The following is a 19,876-nucleotide window of genomic DNA, read 5'->3' on the forward strand; positions in this document are numbered from 1 at the left end:
CTAAATCCAGATCAGAGCATTTCCAGCAAAAGTAGGAACCGGTTTTGCGTCCGGAAATGCGTCAACAGATATTACGAGGCGCGCTTCAAAGCAGGCTTGTCGAGGGGCAGATCACCAAAGGTCACGATGGTCGGGCCGGAAAGGCGGATGCGCTCGCGCAGGCGGATCGGGTAAAGCCCCTCCTCACGCTCCTCGACATCGATCACATTCACATCGACAACCAGATTGGCTTTCGCTGCAACCTTGCCCGCGTCTTCCAGCGCCGTCACCGCTTCGGCGTGGCGTGCAACCAGCGCGCCGTCGATGGTCTCCTGCCACGAACCGTCGGCACCGAGCCACACAGCCTGCCCGTCGATCAGCCGGTTTGCAGTGAGAACTTTTACGACCATTTCCAAACTCCAAACTTTTGTTGACCGCGCATCCTGCGGGTTTAGGCTGCGACGGAAACCGGCTTGAGGGCCAGCGCTTCGGCTTTGTCGATTGCGGCACCGGCGACCGCATCGCCAATGATCACCATGACCGGGCCGGAAAGCTCCTTGCGGCTTTCCAGATCCGGCAAATCCTTCAGCGTGCCGTGGAATAGGCGCTTGTCCTGCCGGCTCGCATTTTCCACCACCGCCACGGCGGTATCTTCATGCAGGCCCGCACCAATCAGGCGTGCGGCAACCGATGCCGCGACCGTGGAGCCCATATAGACGGCAATGGTTGCGCCGGAGACGGCAAGCTTGGCCCAGCCCGGCAGCACATCGCCCGTCATATCGTGACCAGTGGTGAACACCAGCGACGAGGCGACACCGCGCAGCGTCAGCGGCAATTCCATATCGGCAGCGGCAGCAAAGGCCGAGGTGATGCCGGGCACGATTTCGAAACCGATACCGGCGGCACGCAGCGCCGCCATTTCCTCGCCTGCGCGTCCGAACACCAGCGGATCGCCGGATTTCAGCCGCACAACGCGCTTGCCTTCCCGCCCCAGCGAAACCAGCAGGCGATTGATCTCTTCCTGGCTTTTGGAATGGCAGCCCTTGCGCTTGCCGACGGCAAGGCGTTCGGCATCGCGGCGGCCCATGGCAATCACGCCTTCCGGCACCAGCGCATCATGCACGATGACATCGGCTTCCATCAAAGCGCGGTGGGCGCGCAAGGTCAGCAGGTCTTCAGCACCCGGTCCGGCACCAACCAGCCAGACATAACCGGCGGCATTGTCGCGCTGCTCGATCAGGTCGCCCGCAGCCTTATAAGCTTCCGCGCGGTCGCCATTTTCAATGGCGCTGGCAACACGGCCCGAAAAGAAACCGCGCCAGAAACTGCGGCGCGCCAGCCCCTTGGGCAATGCGCGCTCGACCAGCGGACGCCAGCTTTCGGCGAAATGCGCAAGCTCGCCAAGGCGTGGCGAAAAGGCGGCATCAATACGTGCACGAACCATCTGCGCCAGAACCGGAGCGCTTCCTTCCGAGCCGATGGCAATCGTCAGTGGCGCGCGGTTGACGATGGCAGGCGTCAGGAAATCGCAAAGGGCAGGACGGTCAACGACATTGACCGGAACCTTCTCGGCCTTGACCACAGCGGCAATGGCGCGATCTTGCGCTTCGTCGCCGGTTGCCACGAAAACAAGCTTTGCGCCCGCGACATGTTCCGGCGCAAAAGGTGCCGCCACATGCTCCGCACCATGGCTTGCGATGAACTCGGCCAGATGATGTTCCGTTTCCTCGGCAACGATGCGAAGGCGTGCGGATGTCTGCGCCACAAGGCGCGCCTTGTTCAAAGCTTCCTCGCCGCCGCCAACGACGACAACCACCTCTTCCGACACCCGGAAGAAGGCAGGAAAATCAGCCAATAAACGCTTTTGCGGTAGAGACACGATGCCATCCTTGAGAGCATTTCCAGCGAACGCGGATACCGTCTTCGCGTGCGGAAATGCGTCTTGTGAAAGTTGGCGCCATTATCCATGGAGAGCGGGAGATTTATAAGAAACGGGCTTGCGCGCGAAAATGATGGCGAGCATCACTTTTTCTCAAAACAGCCGTTTGCGGGATTTTAATTTCCCGTAAGGCCGGAAATATATCCCACAATTTTTATAGGATTTACATAGGCTTATCGATAAGCGCCACTCGAGAAGAAGGCCGGAACGTGTTTTGGCCAGCGGCGCGGCAGCACGGCAATCAGGTCGAAACGAAGAGACAGACGGTCAAGGTCGGGCTGGCGTTGCAGCCAGAGATCAGCTGCAGCTTCGATACGGCGCATCGCCTGCGGCGTGACGGCCAATTGCGCTGCTTCAAGACTGCTGCGCGCCTTGACCTCGACGATCAGCACCAGATTGCCCCGCCGGGCGATCAGATCGATTTCGCCGAGCCGTGTCCGATAGCGCCGCGCGACAATGCGAAAACCTTTCAAAAGAAGCACCATCGCCGCAAAGCGTTCGGCGCTATGTCCGCGAAAGAAAGCAACGCGCTTTTTCTCGCGGAGGTCTGTCATCGCTGATCCGATTTCAGTTGCATAAGACGCTGATAGAGAACCGATTTCTGCCCGCCTGTCATGCGCGCCGCCTCGCCTGCAGCCTTGGATGGCGGCAGTTCGGCGGCAAGCGACAGAAGCAGCTTGTCGATGTCTTCCTCGCTTTGCGGAATTGTGTTGCCTGTCGGCGGGCCGACCAGCAGAACCACTTCGCCGCGAATGCGATCCTCACCGTCGAATTCCTTCGCCAGTTCGCCCAACGGAGCAGTGCGAATGGTTTCATAGGCCTTGGTCAGTTCGCGGCAGAGCGCGCCCAGACGATCCGACCCGAACACTTCGGCCATTTCGGCCAGCGTCGCCGCTGTCCGGTTTGGCGACTCATAGAAGACCAGCGTTGCGTCGATGCCCTTGAGGCTTTCCAGCTTCGTCTGCTTTTGCCCATGCTTGGATGGCAGGAAGCCGCAGAACATGAAGGCGTCGGTCGGCAGGCCCGAAGCGGCGAGTGCGGCCAGAACGGCGGAAGCACCCGGAATGGGAACGACACGAATACCCGCCTCGCGTGCTTCGCCGACCAGACGAAAGCCCGGATCGGAAACGAGCGGCGTGCCCGCATCGGACACCAGCGCAACGCTTTTGCCCGCTGACAGCGCGGCAATCAGCTTTTCTCCGGCTTCGGCGGCATTGTGCTCGTGATAGCTGATCGGGCGGCGGGAAATGCCGTAGCGGTCGAGGAGAACGCGGGTCACACGCGTATCCTCGCAGGCCAAAACATCGGCTGCGGCGAGCGTTTCGATGCCGCGCAGCGTCATATCGCCAAGATTGCCGATCGGCGTCGAGACGATATAAAGCGCGGGTTCCAGCGGACGGGCGCGCATGGCTGTGCCACCCACCACATAATCGCGTTTCACTTCACTGGTCTCGTCGTGCATGTTCAACTTTCTACGCCGCTCGGAATCGAGAAGTACTGCGCCTTGCTCGAAAGGAGACAAAAAATATACCTCGGTCCCCGTTCATTTTTTGCACTTTGGACCGTGATTTATGTCGGCTTCCATGCTCCGATAAAATGAATCCAACTCTCCAGCAGTCCTGTATTCATCTGCAACCTGATAAATACTCATTGGGCCGTATCCGTATTTAGAAAAAAAATCTTTAGCCTCTGGGCGATCGGCCAAAGAATGCATGCGTGCGAGCCAAGGCGCAAAACCTCCTCTGCCAGAGAAACCATACTCCTTAAAACGTGCAGAGCGTTGAAATTCCTTCGCTTCCACAGCAAGTGCCGCAACATCTTTTTCGAAATCAGTGCAAGATTTCGAAAAAGATGGCGTTGCTCCCATGAGAGACAAGACGACTGAAGGGAAGATGATTTTCAAGTTAAAAACAAACTGAAACCGTCTGAGCATACCAAAATCAATCCTATACTTCTTTTTTGAAAATGCGCCGTTTTCGGCACTAAATCCGCTTCATGCGGCCAGATCGGCTACGAGCGCATCCAGCACCAGCGCACCGTCCGGCGTTGCGCGAATGATGCTGCCGCCCATCGGCTCGATCATGCCCTCGGCAATCAATTTCGCCAGGCGCTTCTGGTCAACGCTGTGGCCCGACAGCCGCTTGTAGCGATCCAGATCGATGCCTTCGCGCAGACGAAGCCCCATCATCAGGAACTCGTCACCCTCCTGCCCGCCATCGAGATACTCTTCCTCGACAATACCGTGGCCGCGCCGTTCAACGTGATCGAGCCAGGTTTCCGGATGCTTTTCGGTAATCGTAACCGTGCGCACGTCGTTTTCCACGAAACGCCCATGCGCGCCGGGGCCGATGCCGACATATTGGCCATAGCGCCAATAGACCAGATTGTGCTGCGACTCGCGCCCCGGCACTGCGTGATTGGAAATCTCATAGGCCGGAAGTCCATGCTCTGCCGTAACCCGCTGCGTTTCTTCATAGAGCGCTGCGGCGTGGTCCGGCTCCGGCGTGGTCAGCTTCCCAGCCTTCCAGAGATTATAGAACTGCGTGCCTTCCTCAATGGTCAGCTGATAGAGCGAGAGGTGATCGGCAGCCAGTCCGATGGCCTCCTTCAGCTCTTCGCGCCATGCCTCGATGCTCTGGTTCGGACGCGCATAGATCAGATCGAAGGACAGGCGCGGGAAAATCTCACGCGCTAAGCGAATGGCCGCCTTTGCCTCATCGACCGAATGCATACGCCCCAGACGGCGCAGATCGGCATCGTTCAGCGCCTGAATGCCGAGCGACACGCGATTGACGCCTGCGGCGCGATAGCCGCGAAAACGGTCGGCTTCCACACTGGTCGGATTGGCTTCCAGCGTCACTTCGATGTCGGGTGCGACAGACCAATGCGACGCAATATTATCGAGAAGCGCACCCACTGTTTCGGGCTGCATCAGCGAGGGCGTGCCGCCGCCCAGAAAAATGCTGGTGACCGTGCGTGGGCCGGTGCGCTCGCGCAGCGTTTCCATCTCGCGGCGAAACGCTTCAGAAAACCGCGCCTGATCCACCGGCTTATGACGGACATGGCTGTTAAAGTCACAATACGGGCATTTGGCCAGACAGAACGGCCAATGCACATAGACGCCGAACGCATTTTCCCCGTTTACCCGCGCGATAGGGATCATGCTGGCAGCATTTTTCGCCTGCAAAGGGGGAAAGAGCCTGTTCATTTCGCGGAAGCCGGCTCCACGTTGAGCGCCTTTTCGGCGAAAAGCTTGAAGGCGCGGGCGCGATGCGACAGGGCCGAAGCGTCGCCGGGCTTCCAGCCGTGCTTCTCGTCGGCGGACATTTCACCAAAGGTTTTCTCATGGCCATCCGGCAAGAACACCGGGTCATAGCCGAAGCCGGTCGTGCCGCGTGGCGGCCAGATCAGCACCCCTTCCACTTCGCCACGGAAATATTCCGCTTCGCCATCCGGCCATGCAAGGCAGATGACGGAGACGAAACGTGCGCCGCGCTTGTCCGGGCTCGTCGCACCCTTTTCCTGCAAAAGATCTTCGACCTTGCGCATCGCCATGTTGAAATCACGCGTGCCGTCTTCGGTCTCGGCCCAGTTGGCGGTATAGACGCCCGGCTCGCCATCCAGCGCATCGACCATCAGGCCGGAATCGTCGGACAATGCGGGCAAGCCGGTGGCTTCAGCCGCAGCAAGCGCCTTGATATAGGCGTTTTCCTCAAACGTGGTGCCGGTCTCGTCCGGCTCCGGCAGGCCAAGTGCCGCGACCGAGCTGACATCGAAGCCGAACGGGCCGATCAGCCCGTCGAATTCCTTCAGCTTGCCCGCATTGTGCGAGGCGACAATCAGCTTGCCCTTTTCCAGCGTTCTCATTTTCAGTTCCATAGTTTGGGTTCGGCGATCTCCAGCGAATTGCCGGATGGATCGCGGAAGTAAATCGAATGTGCGCCATTGGGCCAATCGAAACCGGCCTCAATGGCGACGCCATGTTGTTGCAGATGTTCCCGCCAGTCGTCGATCTCGGCACGACTTGCGGCAAAACATACATGACCCGGCCCCGTCGTGCCATGTGGTGGCACAGGCAGATGGCCGGGCAAAGGCGGCTTCAAGGTTTCTTCCGCCTTGAAAAGCAGCAAAATGCCCTCGCCGCAGCGGAAGAAAGCGTTGCGCTCGCTAAGCTGGCCCACCGGCTCCAGCCCCATTGTGTCGCGATAGAATTCTACCGCCTCGGCGACGTCGCGAACATAGAGAGCCGTTTCAAGAATACGTGCAGCGCGCATGGATCAGGTCTCCTTATTCAGATGGAGCAGACACTGTCCTAGCAGAGCCTGTTCCAAAAGTCGTCTTGTGCGGCTGCAAATACGCTTTTTTGAGTGAGGCTCTTAAGCGACCGCCATTTTCTGCAACGACACAAGACGATCCACACCGCTGCGCGCCAGCTTCATCAGGTTCAGGAACTCTTCTTCCGAGAAAGGCGCACCCTCGGCGGTGCCCTGAATTTCAACAATGCCGCCTGCGCCGGTCATGACGAAATTGCTGTCGGTCTGGGCGACGGAATCTTCCGCATAATCGAGATCGAGAACAGGAGCGCCTTCATAGATGCCGCAGGAAATAGCCGCAACGTGGTCCTTCAGCACCTTCTCGACCCGTACCATCTGGCGCGCTTCCATCCAGCGCAGGCATTCATGTAGGGCCACCCAGCCGCCGGTGATGGCTGCCGTGCGCGTGCCGCCATCGGCCTGAATGACATCGCAGTCCACCGTGATCTGCACTTCGCCCAGCGCTTGCATATCGACAACAGCGCGCAAGGAGCGTCCGATCAGACGCTGGATTTCCTGGGTACGTCCGCCCTGCTTACCGGTGGCTGCTTCACGGCGCATGCGGTCGCCGGTCGAACGCGGCAGCATGCCGTATTCCGCCGTAACCCAGCCCTTGCCGGTATTGCGCATCCAGCCCGGCACCTTTTCCTCAAGGCTTGCCGTGCACAGAACATGGGTGTCGCCGAATTTGACCAGGCAGGAGCCTTCCGCATGTTTGGAGATGCCGCGCTCGAAAGAGACGGCGCGCATTTCGTCGGCAGCACGCTTGGATGGACGCATATAGTAAATTCCTTGATCGAGTTTTTTGGGATTCAAAGTTTTCCGTGCGGCTTTTTAGGCCCCCCGGGCACAAATAGAAAGGCATTTCACATCGTTCCGGGGCCAAAGATATGTTGAGAGGATTGCCAGTGTGAGGCTAAAGCCTTTGACGCTTGGCGCAGCAACCTTATATTCAAGGCAAGCAATCAACAGGTTCGCCGCTTTATCATGATGAAATCGCCTGAACATCAGCTTTTGAATTCGCTCGACCAGCGGTCGCGCGAAATTTTCCGGCTGGTCGTCGAGAGCTATCTCAACGACGGCGACCCGGTCGGTTCGCGCAATCTGTCCCGTCTTCTGCCACATTCGCTCTCGCCCGCCACCATTCGCAATGTGATGAGCGATCTGGAGCATCTGGGCCTGATCTATGCGCCGCATGTGTCGGCGGGCCGTCTGCCGACGCAGATCGGCCTGCGCTTTTTCGTCGATGCCTTTATGGAAGTCGGCGATCTGGCGCCCGGCGAGCGCTCGTCCATCGAGGCGCAGGTGCGCGCCGCCGGAAACAGCAATTCGGTTGAAAACGTGCTGACCGAGGCAAGTCAGGTCCTGTCGGGCCTGTCGCGGGGGGCTGGTCTCGTGCTCGCCACCAAGACCGAAGGCGCGCTGAAACATATCGAGTTTGTGCGGCTTGAGCCGACCCGCGCGCTGGCCGTGCTGGTGATGCAGAATGGCGATGTGGAAAACCGCGTCATCAATCTGCCGGTCGGCATCAGCGCATCGCAGCTGGTCGAAGCGTCCAATTTCCTCAACGCGCATATTCACGGCCATACGCTTTCCGAAGCCAAGGCCGAGTTGAAAGTGCTGATGGAGGAAACCCGTCAGGAACTCGACCAGCTTTCGCAGGAACTTGTCGAACAGGGCCTCGCCGTCTGGGGCGGCACCGGTTCCGACCAGCCGTCACGGCTGATCGTGCGGGGGCGCGCCAATCTTCTCGAAAATATTCACGCGCAGGAAGATATCGAGCGCCTGCGCCATCTCTTCGACGATCTGGAAACCAAGGACGGCATGGTCCAGCTTCTCGATCTGGCCGAAACCGGTTCGGGCGTGCGCATTTTCATCGGCTCGGAAAACAAGCTGTTTTCACTGTCCGGCTCGTCGCTGGTGGTTGCGCCCTATCGCGACAGCGAACAGCGCGTGGTCGGGGCTCTTGGCGTCATCGGCCCGACCCGCCTCAATTATGCGCGTATCGTGCCGATGGTGGACTATACGGCACAGATCGTGTCGCGGCTGTTGCGGTGAGGTGTCAATCTTACCGGGTCAGCAGAAATTAAGCCTTGATTTTAATGGCCTGAAACTCGATATCCGCCCCAGAAGATATTCAAGACGGAAGAAGCATTATGTCTGACGAAAAGAACAAAACCGAGAACCCCGATCTTGAGCAGCGCGACATCAACAATCCACGGGATCGTGAGGCGCTGAACCGGGCTGCCGCCGATTTCCTGAAAGCGCGCAAGGCGGAAGCCAGCGCCGAAGTTGCGGAAGACGAAGCGGACAATGCGGTCGATGAAACCGCAAACCGTATTCTCGCGCTCGAAGCCGATAACAAGGAACTCAAGGACCAGGTTCTGCGCGTTGCTGCCGAAATGGAAAATCTGCGCAAGCGCACCCAGCGCGACGTGCAGGATGCCCGCACCTATGCTGTGACCAATTTCGCCCGCGACATGCTGTCGGTTTCCGACAATCTGCGCCGCGCCATCGACACCATTCCAGCCGAAATGCTGGAAGCCGATGCCAGCCTGAAGTCGCTGGCCGAAGGCGTGGAAATGACCGAACGCGCCATGCTGCAGGCGCTGGAACGCCACGGCGTTACCAAGCTTGAGCCGGAAGGCCAGAAATTCGACCCGAATTTCCATCAGGCCATGTTCGAAGTACCGAACCCGGATCTGCCGAACAATACCGTCGTGCAGGTTGTGCAGGCTGGTTACGCCATTGGCGACCGCGTGCTGCGCCCGGCCATGGTCGGCGTATCCAAGGGTGGCCCCAAGGCTGCTGCCGAAAATGGCAGCGCGGAAGCCAACAGCTGATAAAGCCTATCTACTGAGTTAGACGATCAGAGCGGCGGTTTATCCGCCGCTTTTTGTATCTGCTGACCTGCACTCATACACACATATTGCCAAGGCGCGCAGAGCAATAGAAAATCGCTTCATGTATCTTGCTGGGGGGAGCCCGCGTGACCGTCGTGCAGTTTCTGAACTTTGCGGGTGTTTTCGTCTTCGCGGCAACAGGCGCGCTTGCAGCCTCGCGGCGGCAGCTCGATATTGTGGGCTTCATCTTTCTTGCCAATATCACCGGCATCGGCGGCGGAACGCTGCGCGATCTGATGCTGAGCACGCCGGTTTTCTGGGTTCAGGAACCGATCTATCTGCTGGCGGGCACACTGGCCGCCTTCGCGGTCTATTTCACCGCCCATAGGGTGGAATCACGCTATCGCGTGCTGCTCTGGCTCGATGCCATCGGCATGTCGGCCTATACGGTCATGGGTGCCGCCAAGGGGCTTGCGCTTGACGTCAGCGCGCCGGTTGCCATCGTCACGGGGATTTTCACCGCCACGCTGGGCGGTATCCTGCGCGATATGGTGGCCGGAGAGCCATCGGTGATCATGCGTCGGGAAATCTATATCACGGCGGCACTGGCGGGAGCCTGCCTCTATGTCGGGCTGGCGCGCCTTGGTGTCGATCCGTTCTTCTCGGCGGTGGTCGCAGCGCTGACCAGTTTTACCGTGCGCGGCGGGGCGCTTTATTTCGGCTGGAACCTGCCGGTTTATAAAAGCCGTCCCGGCCGCACCGAAGAAGAACTCCAGCGCGACCGGATCATTCGGTCCGAATAGAGACCAGCACGACAGTTGCAAATTCGTCAGGCCGTGGCGAAACGAGTGATTTTCGAGCACCGGAGCGGAGCGTACTTTTGGGTACGTGAGCACCGGCGCGCAGGAAATTGCTCGTTGCAGCCCGGCATGGCGAAGAATGCAACTGTAGTGCTAGATCAGGCCAGCCTGACTTGCAGCAGCCTCAAGGCTGAGCAGCGGACGCGGGCCCATCTGCTGGATGATGAGACCGGCGGCAAGCGAGCCAAGCCGTGCGCAATCTTCCAGCGAGCGGTCCTTGGTATAGCCATAGAGGAAACCCGCCGCATAAAGATCGCCTGCACCGGTCGTATCGACCAGTTCGTCGATCTCGATGGCGGGAACTTCGAGCGTCTGATCAGGCGTCACAATGACGGCGCCCTTTTCCGAGCGCGTGATGATCGACAGCTTGCAATCCATCCGCATCGAGGCAATCGCCGTTTCGAGCGACTTGGTCTGATAGAGCGATTTGGCTTCGTCTTCATTGGCGAAAACGATATCGACCGTGCGCTGGCGCATCAGGTCGAGAAACTCTTCGCGATAGCGGTCCACGCAGAACGGATCGGAGAGCGTCATGGCCATTTCATGGCCCGCCTCATGCGCGATCTTTGACGCCATCACGATGGCTTCCTTGGCGCGCGGCGGGTCCCACAAATAGCCTTCAAAATAGGTGACTTTGGCATCGGCGACCTTGGAGGTCTCGACGTCTTCCGGTCCAAGCTCGACGCAAGCGCCGAGAAACGTGTTCATCGAGCGTTCGCCATCCGGCGTCACGAAAATCATCGAGCGGGCGGTCGGCGACCCCTTTTCCAGCGGACGCGTATCGAAGGCCACGCCCTGCGCGCGGATATCATGCGCGAAGACACGTCCGAGATGGTCAGTCGCTACCTTGCCGAAATAGGCGGAGCGTCCGCCCAGGCTGGCGACGCCTGCCGCCGTGTTGCCCGCGCTGCCGCCCGACATTTCAGTCGCCGGACCTGCAATGCGGCTATAGAGCAATTCTGCACGATCGGCATCGATCAGGTTCATTGCGCCTTTGACGATACCGTTAGTTTCGAGAAATGAGTCGTCCGTACGCGACAGAATATCGACAATGGCATTGCCGATGCAAAGAACGTCGAATGTGGCCATGAGCGCGAGAAGCTCCCCTTTTTTCAGTTCTCCAGCCCGCCCTCGATATGGCAGGAGGAGGCTTTGGCGCCAGCTGCGTATCGTGGAATTGATACGCTTATGCAAATATGCGCGTGCGGGTTTAGCCTTTTGCCGCCCTTTTGGCTACCCCGCGCCAATCCCGGGATGTGGGTAGTCCGGCTTGCACAGCCCACGGCTCGTTCCTATTTTCAGTTCGTCCACAGCCAAAACAGGCGCAAAACGGAAAAAGAATGATCATAGACGCTGCCTTGAAAGCCCTCTCCCGCCTGCTGACGCCGGAGTTTCGCTCGGTTTTCTGGAAAACGCTGGGTCTGACGCTTTTGCTGCTGGCCGGTCTCTGGGTCAGCATTCGTCAAATCTTTTTTACCTATGCCTGGCCGTGGATGGAGCAATTGCTGCCGGGCATGCCCGCATGGGCAGGCTGGCTCGGAATGGTCGCCGCTATCGCGGCGGGACTGGGGCTTGCGCTTGTGCTGGCGCTGATGATCGCGCCGGTGACCGCTCTTGTGGCCGGTCTGTTCCTCGACGATGTGGCGGAAGTGGTCGAGCGCACGGATTATCCGAACGATCCTGCGGGCAATGCCCTGCCGCTTGGACGTTCAATTGTGACGTCGCTGAAATTCCTCGGCGTGGTGATCCTTGGCAACCTGCTGGCGCTAGCCCTGCTTTTCGTACCGGGGATCAACCTGATCGCCTTTTTCGTCATCAACGCCTATCTGCTCGGACGCGAATTTTTCGAATTCGCCGCCATGCGCCATCGCACCGAAGCGGAAGCCAGGGCGCTACGCTCGCATTATGGCGTGACGGTCTTTCTGGCAGGCTTGCTGATCGCCGGTTTCATGGCCATTCCGCTGGTCAATCTTCTGACCCCGCTTTTTGCGGCAACCATGATGGTGCATCTGCACAAGGCCATATCGCAGCGCGAGGCCGCAAAGCCTGTCAGAACTTAAGCCTGAGGCGGAAGCGGAACCAGTGCGGCGGGCACGTCGCAGGTCTTTTCCGGCGACTTGCAGATATCGGCGATGACGCAGTGTTCGCATTCGGGCCTGCGCGCCTTGCAGGTATAGCGCCCGTGCAGGATCAGCCAGTGATGGGCGTGCAACATATATTCCGCCGGTATCACCCGCACCAATATCGCCTCGACCGCTTCCGGCGTCTTGCCGGGCGCCAGACCGATCCGGTTGCCGATACGCAATATATGCGTGTCCACCGCCATGGTCGGCTGGCCGAACGACATGTTTAGCACAACATTGGCCGTCTTTCGCCCGACGCCCGGCAGTTTGACCAGCTCGTCACGGTCGCCTGGCACCTCGCCGCCATAGTCGCGGATCAGGGCTTCCGAAAGTAGAATGACATTCTTCGCCTTGTTGCGCCAAAGGCCAATGGTGCGAATGTGACTGCCGACCTTTTCCTCGCCCAGCGCCAGCATTTTCTGCGGGGTATCGGCAACCGCAAACAGGCCGCGCGTCGCCTTGTTGACGCCCGCATCCGTCGCCTGCGCCGACAGCACCACCGCGACCAGCAGTGTGAAGGCGTTCACATGCTCCAGTTCGCCCTTCGGTTCCGGGCGCTGCACGGAGAAGCGGCGAAAGATTTCGTGAATCTCATCAGCCGTATAGAGCGTACCAGCCACGCGGCGCGGACGCCGTGCTGGCGGGGCGGCGGAAACAGTCACGGGCGATTTGATTTTGGCCTTTTGCATTCTGTCTCTATACTGAGGTCTGTTCCTGGAAGACAACCCGCAGCTTGACGCATGCGGCGTTCAAAGGCTCAGACACCCATGCACCATCCAGACGGCGCGGAACCGGACAGGTTCGAGACCCCTATTTTTGAAGCCTTGTTGAAGCCCTATCGCTCGCTGGGGCGCACGGGCTTTACCGTTCTGATGGCAGCTCTCATCGCCTGCTGGATTGCTGTCGGCATTCTGTTCTGGTCCATCGGCGCTTGGCCGATCTTCGGCTTTTTCGGCCTCGACGTGCTGTTGATCTATCTGGCATTTCGCTGGAATTATCGCGCGGCCCAAGCCCGCGAAGAGATTTCCGTTTCGCGCGCAGCACTGCACATCCGCCAATACGCACCATCCGGCAAACTGACCGCACATCAGTTCAATCCGTTCTGGACACGCTTTCGCGTGGCGCGAAAGCCGGACATCGGCATCACGGATATGAGCGTTGAAAGCCGCGACAAGCATGTCGCCATCGGCAGCTTTCTGAACCCCGACGACCGTGAGGATTTCGCCACCGCTTTTCGCGCAGCGCTTGCCGAAGCAAGACGGTAGAACACATTTCTCGATATGCTAAGTTTGACACTGCCCGCCCCGCAACAGTGGCGGGTATCGCCCTCCCCATCGTCGTTTTACGATAGAACGAAGGGGGATTCCGGCATTGGCCCTTGAAGTCGGGCTTTTCACAAGCCATATCAGTTAGCGAAGAGATACGCCGAACGGGTTCTCTTCATAACGGTCGCTTCTCATCAAGGACTGATGCAATGACAAGAATGACTCCGTTTTCGAGCCCTCTCTTGCTCGGATTCGACACGATGGAAAAGACACTCGAACGGATTGCAAAATCCGGCGATGGCTACCCACCCTATAATATCGAACGCCTGCGCGGCGAAACAGGCTCTGAGCGCTTGCGCATCACGCTTGCCGTGGCAGGTTTTGCCAGCGACGATCTCGACGTCATGACGGAAGACAACCAGCTTGTCATCCGCGGTCGACAGACCGACGACACCGAGCGCGAATATCTGCACCGCGGCATCGCGGCGCGTCAGTTTCAGCGTGTGTTCGTGCTGGCCGATGGTATGCGGGTGCTGGGTTGCGAGTTGAAAAACGGTCTTCTCGCTGTCGATCTCGACCGACCGGAACCGGAACGGCTGATCAAGAAAATCAACATAGCTGTGAAAGACTGAAAAACGTTCAGGTTTCGTTCAGTCATTAAGGCTATGATAACTATCGTGAAGCTCTGGTGCGGCATAGCCGTGAATGGTGTGCCGCTCAAATGGAGGCTAAGACCATGAACAGACAACAGGTTCTCACCGAAAATGAATTCGCTCATCTGGGCGAAGGTGAAATTGCCTACGTGCGCAAGATTCGCTCCGACGACCTTGCTCGCAGCTTCCCTGCCCTCCCACCAATCGAGCCGGGCCTTGAGCTCTGGGCCCTCTTTGGCGCAAGCGGTGAGCCTATCGTGCTCTCCGATGTCCGCGCCACCGCGCTGCAAGGCGCCCATGAACACGAATTACGCACGGTGCTGCTCAACTAAAATGGCAGCCCTGTCGAATATGTAGCGATAGCGGCCCGCCTTGTAAGGAAGCCGCTATCGTCCTCATTGCGCCATTGCCAGCATCAGCCGGGCGCGACTTCTCAATCTACTGACACTTGAGTTGTTCTTGCTTGAAGCAGTCATGATACTGCTTCGAGAAATTGAGATTGCTTCCCGTGTTGAGCCTCGATAAGCGCTTGCTTACAAGTCGCCTGGGCATTCTTGAAGCAAGCCTCCCTCGCATTAGCCAGCGCGGAACCGGAAGGCCTTCACTTTGATGTGCCCAATTGTATTGCCTCAACCGAGCACAGAGTGCCGATATGTTTGACACAGTCACGATGTTCCTGCGAAAACTGATCCGAATGTCTTTTATTGCACATTTCGACAGCTTTATTGATGCACGCCATCCTGTCCACAGCCAAAGCAGCATTTGAAATAGATAGCAACGAAATCAATGCAAAAATTACTTTTCTCAATTTATTCTTCCTTAGTATAATTAATCTAAATTATTTTCCAAATCCGGGACAGAGGGGCAGATTTTCCATTAGACAATTATGATAATTAGGATTGAATTCTAGTAAATCGCTCCCGTGCTTCGCGGTACATTCTTTGACGACACGCTCTACGCACTCCGCCTTAGTTTCTTCAGCTAGGGCGGAACCGGAAAACACAATCGTAACAATAAATATTGAAATATATTTCTTCATGTAATTTGTCCTGGTTATGAAATTTACACGTTCCGTTTACACGAATGTCATCAATTGCATAATCCATATATTATATTAGTCTAATAATACTAGCGATGACGCCGAAATACAAAAGCCGCCACTCTGTCCGAGTGACGGCGTTACCAAAATGATTTACCGGAATGCTTCTGTTTTGACGAAATCGTCAGAACCGCTCCGTATATTTGCTTTCTGGCATTTCTGAACGCAAAACCGTTACACACTTCCTTTTGAAAAGCGCCGGTACGAACAAATCCGGCGCTCCAGTTCTTGTATTTGAAGCACAATCTGTAGAGCCGCGTTTCACGCCGGTCGGATTATGCTTAGTGGCTCAGGCGGCGTTGGACGCCGGCTGGGCTGTCAAAAATGAATAGAGCGCCTGTGCATCATGGGTGCCTCGCAGCTTGGCGACCATATCCGGATCGCGGAGCATACGCGCAATGCGCGACAAGGCTTTCAGATGATCGGCCCCGGCATTCTCCGGAGCCAACAGCAGGAAAACGAGATCGACAGGCTGATCGTCCAGCGCCTCGAAATCAACCGGCGTTTCAAGGCGCGCGAAGATGCCGGCAATCTTGCCGATATTCGCCAGCTTGCCGTGTGGAATGGCCACACCGCTGCCCACCCCGGTTGAACCGAGGCGTTCACGCTGGAGAATTGTTTCGAAAACTTCACGCTCAGGGAGACCGGTCAGTTCCGCAGCCTTTTCAGACAAAATCTGCAAAAGCTGCTTTTTGGAGCTGGCTTTCAGCGCGGGGATAATCGCCCCCGGCTGAATCAGATCACTAAGATCCATTCTCTCCGTTCCTTCTTCAATCAGACCGTTTGCGGCCCGGTTTTGGGAAGCGCACGCAACCACCCATAAATGGGCTCGCCCTTCACTGGCGATAACGCGTAACGTGCGCTTCGGGTTTGCCGTCAGACGCGAGGCGCGGCCTGGCGGGTAACCGTCGATGGGTCAACCCAGCCGATATTGCCGTCCGCTCGACGGTAGACGATGTTTACTTCATCATTGCCCGCGTTCCGGAAAACCAGAACGGGATTTTCAATCAGATCAAGCTCGACCACCGCCGAAGCCACCGACATGGTGCGCAGGGCGACGGACGTTTCCGCCACAATGGTTGGCGCATAATCGGCCGGAAGCTCCTCCTCTTCCTCCGGCAGCGGTGCCATAACACGATATGCCACGTCGTCATAGATCGCATTTGGCTGGGTAGCCGTACGCGACTTCAGACGGCGCTTGTAGCGCCTAAGGCGGGTTTCGATCTTGTCCGCTGCCGCATCAAAAGCCAGCTGCGGATCCTGCGCATCGCCAGTGCTTTGTAGCGTCGCACCACTGTCGAGGTGCAATGTACAATCCGCACTGAATCGTGAACCGGACTTCGTGACCGTTACCTGCCCGGAAAAGCCATGATCGAAATATTTGCCGACCGTTTCATTCACCCGATCCACGATCCGGGTTGTGAAAGCTTCACCGACGTCCATATGCTTTCCAGATACACGCAGAGTCATTGGCACACCTCATTTGCGTTACACCACAGGGCTTAGTCTAATCACAAGGCAAGCGAAGCGCAAAGCGAACCGTCATCAAAGATGGCTTTCATCCTACGGGTTTTTCAGCCTTGATCCGGATCGCCGGTCAGAGCCTTGAAACACCTTCGAAATCCACGCTTTTCCGGTTTAAAACCGGTCAAACGGCACCCCGAACATCCCTTGTCTTATGCAACGCCCCAAACGCGTGATCGTTGCCCTTTCTGCTAAACTGCCTTTCCTTTAAGCAATCGGACATCCGCATTCTCTTTCAGAAAAAGCCGATGCATATTTCGTGCCACATACGCATAAGCCCGCAAAACCGAAGAATTCCGGCATTTTCGGGCCAGCGTCGCAGCGCGAGCGGGGCTTCTATTGATTGAAATGGCGCTTGTCAATTGGTCCTCCTGCCAGTAGGCCAACTCGAAACGCTGCCGGTTCTCACGATCATCATCGATTTTTTCTGATCGTGCGGTGCTTCAAGTTCAAAATTTCAGAGCATTCTCCTGGGGCTTGAACTGGTCGAAAACGCTCTGGAGGTACAATCGTCTATTCCAGGCCACCGGGGAACCGGTGGTTTAAACAGTTGTTTTGACACACATCTTTTCCGAAAACTGCTTCGCGTTCCGGGATGCGTTCTAAGAAACAGAAAGCTTGGCTTTCTTTTCACGCCTGCGCTGAACCGATGAAGCAATATTCATCGATTCCCGATATTTTGCGACCGTTCTGCGCGCAATATCCACACCGTCCTTCTTCAACGCATCAACAATTGCATCGTCAGACAGCACATCATCGGGCTTTTCGGCGTCGATCATCTGGCGAATACGATGCCGCACGCTTTCAGAAGAATGGGCGTCACCGCCCTCCGAAGAGGCGATGGAAGCCGTGAAGAAATAGCGCAATTCGAACACGCCGCGCGGCGTTTCCATGAACTTGTTGGCGGTCACGCGGCTGATTGTGGATTCATGCATACCCACCGCATCGGCGACCATGCGCAGGTTCAAGGGCTTCAGATGGGTCACGCCCTGACGCAGAAATCCGTCCTGCTGGCGCACAATTTCCTGCGTCACCTTCAATATGGTTCGCGCGCGCTGATCGAGGCTGCGCACCAGCCAGCTCGCCGTCTGCATACAATCGGCCAGAAACGTCTTTTCCTCAGCCTTCACGGAAGCACTGACTTCCGCATAATATTCATTGTTGACGATAAGCCTCGGCATGGCCGCCGGATTGAGTTCAATCGCCCAGCCTCCGTCACGTGAAGGCGTCACCACCGCATCCGGCACGATGGCGTCGGCCACCGCCACCTCGAACAAAGCGCCGGGCTTCGGGTCCAGCGTGCGGATTTCAGACAGCATGTCGAGAATGTCAGCCTGATCAACCCCACAGAGCTTTTTCAGCGTCGCAAAATCCCGTCGCGCCAAAAGGTCGAGATTGTCCACCAGCGCTGCCATGGCTGGATCGAAACGGTCTTTCAGGCGCAACTGAATCGCAAGGCACTCGCGCAGATCGCGTGCAAAAATCCCTGGCGGATCAAAGCTTTGCAGGATCGCCAGCACCCGTTCGACCTCCGAGGTCTCGACGCCGAGATTTTGCGCCAGACCGATAATATCGCCCCGCAGATAGCCGCTTTCGTCCAGCGCATCGGCCAGAGCCATCGCGATGAAACGGTCGGAGGTTTTCGGGAAAGTCAGGGCAATCTGCTCGCCCACAAAGTCAGCCAGCGAGACCCGGCTCGCCGTCACCTGATCGAGATCATATCCGCCACCGCTGCCGCCACTATAGGCGTCGAGGGTCGACGATTTCCACTGGGCGGCAAGGTCTGGATTGATCTCGTCATAGCGCCCCGGATCATCGGGAAAGATATTTTCCAGCGAGCTATCGAAGGTGGTGGAGAGATTTTCAGCTGCGTCCGGCGCGTCGGTCTTGAACCAATCCGCCTGCGCTTCGTCGAAGGCCCCATCATCCGCGGAGTGATCCTGCGTCCCATCATCACTTCCGGGAGAACGGTCCTCATCCCGCGCCGCGTCAGCGCCGGAAAAATCATCATTTGCTGCCTCTATTCTGTCCAGCAGCGGATTTTTTTCGATTTCCAGATCGAGAAAATGTTCAAGCTCAAGATGCGTCATCTGCAGCAGTTTGATCGACTGCATCAGCTGAGGCGTCATCACCAGCGATTGTGACTGACGAAAATCGAGCTTAGGCGACAGAGCCATACGATGCGTTAATTCCCCCTGCGAACGACTGGTCGACCGAACCCTGAGCCGCTATTTTCAGCCGGTCTTTCTGACCGGCGCTTCTTCCCGATCAAAACTGGTATGAACCTTGCTTGTCAATTCAGAATGTGCAGTTTTGGGACAAATGAGGAAAATAGTCGCAATATTGACGGGTTTTTTAGAGCGGCTGTAACGGAGCCAGCTTTAAAAGACCCGAAAGCCGAAGCTTTCGGGCCAGATTATTGTGTCGTCAGGGAAAACTTAGAGCGTGAACTGATCGCCAAGATAGAGACGACGGACGTCAGGATTGGCGACGATCTCGGCCGGGCGGCCATGAGTCAGCACCTGACCGGCATGGATGATATAGGCGCGATCGATCAGACCGAGCGTTTCACGCACATTGTGGTCGGTGATGAGAACACCGATGCCGCGACTGGTCAGATGGCGCACGAGCTGCTGAATATCGGAAACCGCAATGGGATCGACGCCCGCGAAAGGCTCATCGAGCAGCATGAAATTCGGGCGGGAGGCAAGCGCGCGGGCAATTTCCAGACGACGGCGCTCACCGCCCGACAGCGAGATGGCGGGCGCCTTGCGCAGATGCGCGATATGGAATTCTTCGAGCAGCGCGTCGAGTTCGGAAGCGCGCTTCTTGCGGTCCTTTTCGACCACTTCAAGCACGGCCTTGATATTGTTCTCGACCGAAAGGCCACGGAAAATCGAGGCTTCCTGCGGCAGATAGCCGATACCAAGACGCGAACGGCGATACATCGGCATGGATGTCACGTCGAAACCGTCGATTTCGATAGAACCCGCATCGGCTGGAACCAGACCCGTCACCATATAGAAACAGGTGGTCTTGCCCGCACCGTTAGGGCCGAGGATGCCAACCGCCTCGCCAGCGCGCACGCCAAACGACACGCCATTGACGACCTGACGACCACGATAGCTCTTGCAGAGGCCGCGCGCGACCAGCGTGCCCTTCAGGCGCGCCGTCTTGCCCGGCTGTGCTGGCATGGCGCCATGAGGTTCACCCGAAGAGCCGACACTCTCGGCAACCGCCTGCGGCTCGCCGTCTTTCTTGTTCCAGAACAATCCCAC

At 57.5% G+C, this 19,876-nt stretch carries 22 protein-coding genes; 7 read left to right on the forward strand and 15 right to left on the reverse strand.

Annotated elements, in window-relative coordinates; genetic code table 11:
- Positions 1–71 precede the first annotated feature (71 nt).
- The 9 genes from FIC94_RS07385 to rph all read right to left on the reverse strand — a co-directional run bounded on the left by FIC94_RS07385 (position 72) and on the right by rph (position 7,011).
- Positions 72–389, reverse strand: coding sequence for a DUF2849 domain-containing protein (locus tag FIC94_RS07385; RefSeq protein WP_109368200.1), 318 nt, complete (start codon positions 387–389; stop codon positions 72–74).
- A gap of 41 nt (positions 390–430) precedes the next feature.
- A complete protein-coding gene (gene cysG / locus FIC94_RS07390) occupies positions 431–1,858 on the reverse strand; it encodes a siroheme synthase CysG (RefSeq protein ID WP_140024449.1) in 1,428 nt (475 codons plus the stop codon).
- A 233-nt stretch (positions 1,859–2,091) separates the two neighbouring features.
- Positions 2,092–2,472, reverse strand: a complete 381-nt coding sequence (locus tag FIC94_RS07395; RefSeq protein WP_109368198.1) for a YraN family protein — start codon at positions 2,470–2,472, stop codon at positions 2,092–2,094.
- Entirely contained in the window at positions 2,469–3,380 is a 912-nt protein-coding gene (gene rsmI, locus FIC94_RS07400) for a 16S rRNA (cytidine(1402)-2'-O)-methyltransferase (protein WP_140024450.1), read from the reverse strand. Before rsmI ends, FIC94_RS07395 begins: the two co-directional genes overlap by 4 nt.
- An 81-nt stretch (positions 3,381–3,461) precedes the next feature.
- Complete coding sequence (locus tag FIC94_RS07405; RefSeq protein WP_140024451.1) at positions 3,462–3,851, reverse strand: hypothetical protein; 390 nt, start codon at positions 3,849–3,851, stop codon at positions 3,462–3,464.
- A gap of 60 nt (positions 3,852–3,911) precedes the next feature.
- Complete coding sequence (gene hemW, locus FIC94_RS07410) at positions 3,912–5,126, reverse strand: radical SAM family heme chaperone HemW (protein ID WP_140024452.1); 1,215 nt, start codon at positions 5,124–5,126, stop codon at positions 3,912–3,914.
- A complete protein-coding gene (rdgB, locus tag FIC94_RS07415; protein WP_109370147.1) occupies positions 5,123–5,785 on the reverse strand; it encodes an RdgB/HAM1 family non-canonical purine NTP pyrophosphatase in 663 nt (220 codons plus the stop codon). The genes hemW and rdgB overlap by 4 nt, the downstream gene beginning before the upstream one ends.
- A 2-nt stretch (positions 5,786–5,787) precedes the next feature.
- Positions 5,788–6,192, reverse strand: a complete 405-nt coding sequence (locus tag FIC94_RS07420) for a VOC family protein (RefSeq protein ID WP_109368195.1) — start codon at positions 6,190–6,192, stop codon at positions 5,788–5,790.
- Positions 6,193–6,294: 102 nt separating this feature from the next.
- Positions 6,295–7,011 carry a ribonuclease PH gene (gene rph, locus FIC94_RS07425; protein WP_078339626.1) on the reverse strand — a complete coding sequence of 239 codons (717 nt, stop codon included), beginning with the start codon at positions 7,009–7,011 and terminating at the stop codon, positions 6,295–6,297.
- A gap of 207 nt (positions 7,012–7,218) precedes the next feature.
- On the opposite strand from rph, the gene hrcA reads away from it, so the two are divergent.
- The 3 genes from hrcA to FIC94_RS07440 all read left to right on the forward strand — a co-directional run bounded on the left by hrcA (position 7,219) and on the right by FIC94_RS07440 (position 9,877).
- Positions 7,219–8,289: a heat-inducible transcriptional repressor HrcA gene (gene hrcA / locus FIC94_RS07430; RefSeq protein ID WP_109368194.1), complete on the forward strand. Its 1,071-nt coding sequence runs from the start codon at positions 7,219–7,221 to the stop codon at positions 8,287–8,289.
- A 98-nt stretch (positions 8,290–8,387) separates the two neighbouring features.
- Complete coding sequence (grpE, locus tag FIC94_RS07435) at positions 8,388–9,074, forward strand: nucleotide exchange factor GrpE (RefSeq protein WP_140024453.1); 687 nt, start codon at positions 8,388–8,390, stop codon at positions 9,072–9,074.
- Positions 9,075–9,220: 146 nt separating this feature from the next.
- A complete protein-coding gene (locus FIC94_RS07440) occupies positions 9,221–9,877 on the forward strand; it encodes a trimeric intracellular cation channel family protein (RefSeq protein ID WP_121537132.1) in 657 nt (218 codons plus the stop codon).
- A gap of 150 nt (positions 9,878–10,027) precedes the next feature.
- Here FIC94_RS07440 and FIC94_RS07445 read toward each other — a convergent pair whose 3' ends face one another.
- Positions 10,028–11,023, reverse strand: a complete 996-nt coding sequence (locus FIC94_RS07445) for an adenosine kinase (RefSeq protein WP_109368191.1) — start codon at positions 11,021–11,023, stop codon at positions 10,028–10,030.
- Positions 11,024–11,274: 251 nt separating this feature from the next.
- On the opposite strand from FIC94_RS07445, the gene FIC94_RS07450 reads away from it, so the two are divergent.
- On the forward strand, positions 11,275–11,994 hold the full coding sequence (locus tag FIC94_RS07450; protein ID WP_140024454.1) for a sulfate transporter family protein: 720 nt from the start codon (positions 11,275–11,277) through the stop codon (positions 11,992–11,994).
- On the opposite strand, the gene nth is transcribed toward FIC94_RS07450, so the two are convergent.
- Positions 11,991–12,746: an endonuclease III gene (gene nth, locus FIC94_RS07455; RefSeq protein WP_109368189.1), complete on the reverse strand. Its 756-nt coding sequence runs from the start codon at positions 12,744–12,746 to the stop codon at positions 11,991–11,993. The genes FIC94_RS07450 and nth overlap by 4 nt on opposite strands.
- Positions 12,747–12,824: 78 nt before the next feature.
- On the opposite strand from nth, the gene FIC94_RS07460 reads away from it, so the two are divergent.
- The 3 genes from FIC94_RS07460 (at position 12,825) to FIC94_RS07470 (ending at position 14,307) form a co-directional block, all read left to right on the forward strand.
- On the forward strand, positions 12,825–13,322 hold the full coding sequence (locus tag FIC94_RS07460; protein ID WP_140024455.1) for a DUF2244 domain-containing protein: 498 nt from the start codon (positions 12,825–12,827) through the stop codon (positions 13,320–13,322).
- Positions 13,323–13,531: 209 nt separating this feature from the next.
- Positions 13,532–13,954 carry an Hsp20 family protein gene (locus FIC94_RS07465; protein ID WP_109368187.1) on the forward strand — a complete coding sequence of 141 codons (423 nt, stop codon included), beginning with the start codon at positions 13,532–13,534 and terminating at the stop codon, positions 13,952–13,954.
- Between the two features lie 89 nt (positions 13,955–14,043).
- Positions 14,044–14,307: a BQ00720 family protein gene (locus FIC94_RS07470; RefSeq protein WP_371830795.1), complete on the forward strand. Its 264-nt coding sequence runs from the start codon at positions 14,044–14,046 to the stop codon at positions 14,305–14,307.
- Between the two features lie 1,056 nt (positions 14,308–15,363).
- On the opposite strand, the gene ptsN is transcribed toward FIC94_RS07470, so the two are convergent.
- The 4 genes from ptsN to lptB all read right to left on the reverse strand — a co-directional run bounded on the left by ptsN (position 15,364) and on the right by lptB (position 19,876).
- Positions 15,364–15,828 (reverse strand): PTS IIA-like nitrogen regulatory protein PtsN, encoded by a 465-nt coding sequence (ptsN, locus tag FIC94_RS07475; RefSeq protein ID WP_078339638.1) that lies wholly within the window; start codon positions 15,826–15,828, stop codon positions 15,364–15,366.
- 122 nt (positions 15,829–15,950) lie between these two features.
- On the reverse strand, positions 15,951–16,544 hold the full coding sequence (hpf, locus tag FIC94_RS07480) for a ribosome hibernation-promoting factor, HPF/YfiA family (protein WP_109368185.1): 594 nt from the start codon (positions 16,542–16,544) through the stop codon (positions 15,951–15,953).
- Between the two features lie 656 nt (positions 16,545–17,200).
- Positions 17,201–18,775: an RNA polymerase factor sigma-54 gene (gene rpoN, locus FIC94_RS07485; RefSeq protein WP_140024456.1), complete on the reverse strand. Its 1,575-nt coding sequence runs from the start codon at positions 18,773–18,775 to the stop codon at positions 17,201–17,203.
- A gap of 261 nt (positions 18,776–19,036) precedes the next feature.
- Positions 19,037–19,876, reverse strand: coding sequence for an LPS export ABC transporter ATP-binding protein (gene lptB, locus FIC94_RS07490; protein WP_109368183.1), 840 nt, complete (start codon positions 19,874–19,876; stop codon positions 19,037–19,039).

The sequence above is a fragment of the Ochrobactrum teleogrylli genome (assembly GCF_006376685.1).
GTDB classification, from domain to species: Bacteria; Pseudomonadota; Alphaproteobacteria; order Rhizobiales; family Rhizobiaceae; genus Brucella; species Brucella teleogrylli.

What these genes read in the sequence shown, in the direction of transcription:
- FIC94_RS07385 (WP_109368200.1), bottom strand. Translation starts at nt 389, where the DNA reads ATGGTCGTAAAAGTTCTCACTGCAAACCGGCTGATCGACGGGCAGGCT.
- FIC94_RS07395 (WP_109368198.1), bottom strand. Translation starts at nt 2,472, where the DNA reads ATGACAGACCTCCGCGAGAAAAAGCGCGTTGCTTTCTTTCGCGGACAT.
- rsmI (WP_140024450.1), bottom strand. Translation starts at nt 3,380, where the DNA reads ATGCACGACGAGACCAGTGAAGTGAAACGCGATTATGTGGTGGGTGGC.
- FIC94_RS07405 (WP_140024451.1), bottom strand. Translation starts at nt 3,851, where the DNA reads ATGCTCAGACGGTTTCAGTTTGTTTTTAACTTGAAAATCATCTTCCCT.
- hemW (WP_140024452.1), bottom strand. Translation starts at nt 5,126, where the DNA reads ATGAACAGGCTCTTTCCCCCTTTGCAGGCGAAAAATGCTGCCAGCATG.
- rdgB (WP_109370147.1), bottom strand. Translation starts at nt 5,785, where the DNA reads ATGAGAACGCTGGAAAAGGGCAAGCTGATTGTCGCCTCGCACAATGCG.
- FIC94_RS07420 (WP_109368195.1), bottom strand. Translation starts at nt 6,192, where the DNA reads ATGCGCGCTGCACGTATTCTTGAAACGGCTCTCTATGTTCGCGACGTC.
- rph (WP_078339626.1), bottom strand. Translation starts at nt 7,011, where the DNA reads ATGCGTCCATCCAAGCGTGCTGCCGACGAAATGCGCGCCGTCTCTTTC.
- hrcA (WP_109368194.1), top strand. Translation starts at nt 7,219, where the DNA reads ATGATGAAATCGCCTGAACATCAGCTTTTGAATTCGCTCGACCAGCGG.
- grpE (WP_140024453.1), top strand. Translation starts at nt 8,388, where the DNA reads ATGTCTGACGAAAAGAACAAAACCGAGAACCCCGATCTTGAGCAGCGC.
- FIC94_RS07445 (WP_109368191.1), bottom strand. Translation starts at nt 11,023, where the DNA reads ATGGCCACATTCGACGTTCTTTGCATCGGCAATGCCATTGTCGATATT.
- FIC94_RS07450 (WP_140024454.1), top strand. Translation starts at nt 11,275, where the DNA reads ATGATCATAGACGCTGCCTTGAAAGCCCTCTCCCGCCTGCTGACGCCG.
- nth (WP_109368189.1), bottom strand. Translation starts at nt 12,746, where the DNA reads ATGCAAAAGGCCAAAATCAAATCGCCCGTGACTGTTTCCGCCGCCCCG.
- FIC94_RS07460 (WP_140024455.1), top strand. Translation starts at nt 12,825, where the DNA reads ATGCACCATCCAGACGGCGCGGAACCGGACAGGTTCGAGACCCCTATT.
- FIC94_RS07465 (WP_109368187.1), top strand. Translation starts at nt 13,532, where the DNA reads ATGACAAGAATGACTCCGTTTTCGAGCCCTCTCTTGCTCGGATTCGAC.
- FIC94_RS07470 (WP_371830795.1), top strand. Translation starts at nt 14,044, where the DNA reads ATGGAGGCTAAGACCATGAACAGACAACAGGTTCTCACCGAAAATGAA.
- ptsN (WP_078339638.1), bottom strand. Translation starts at nt 15,828, where the DNA reads ATGGATCTTAGTGATCTGATTCAGCCGGGGGCGATTATCCCCGCGCTG.
- hpf (WP_109368185.1), bottom strand. Translation starts at nt 16,544, where the DNA reads ATGACTCTGCGTGTATCTGGAAAGCATATGGACGTCGGTGAAGCTTTC.
- rpoN (WP_140024456.1), bottom strand. Translation starts at nt 18,775, where the DNA reads ATGGCTCTGTCGCCTAAGCTCGATTTTCGTCAGTCACAATCGCTGGTG.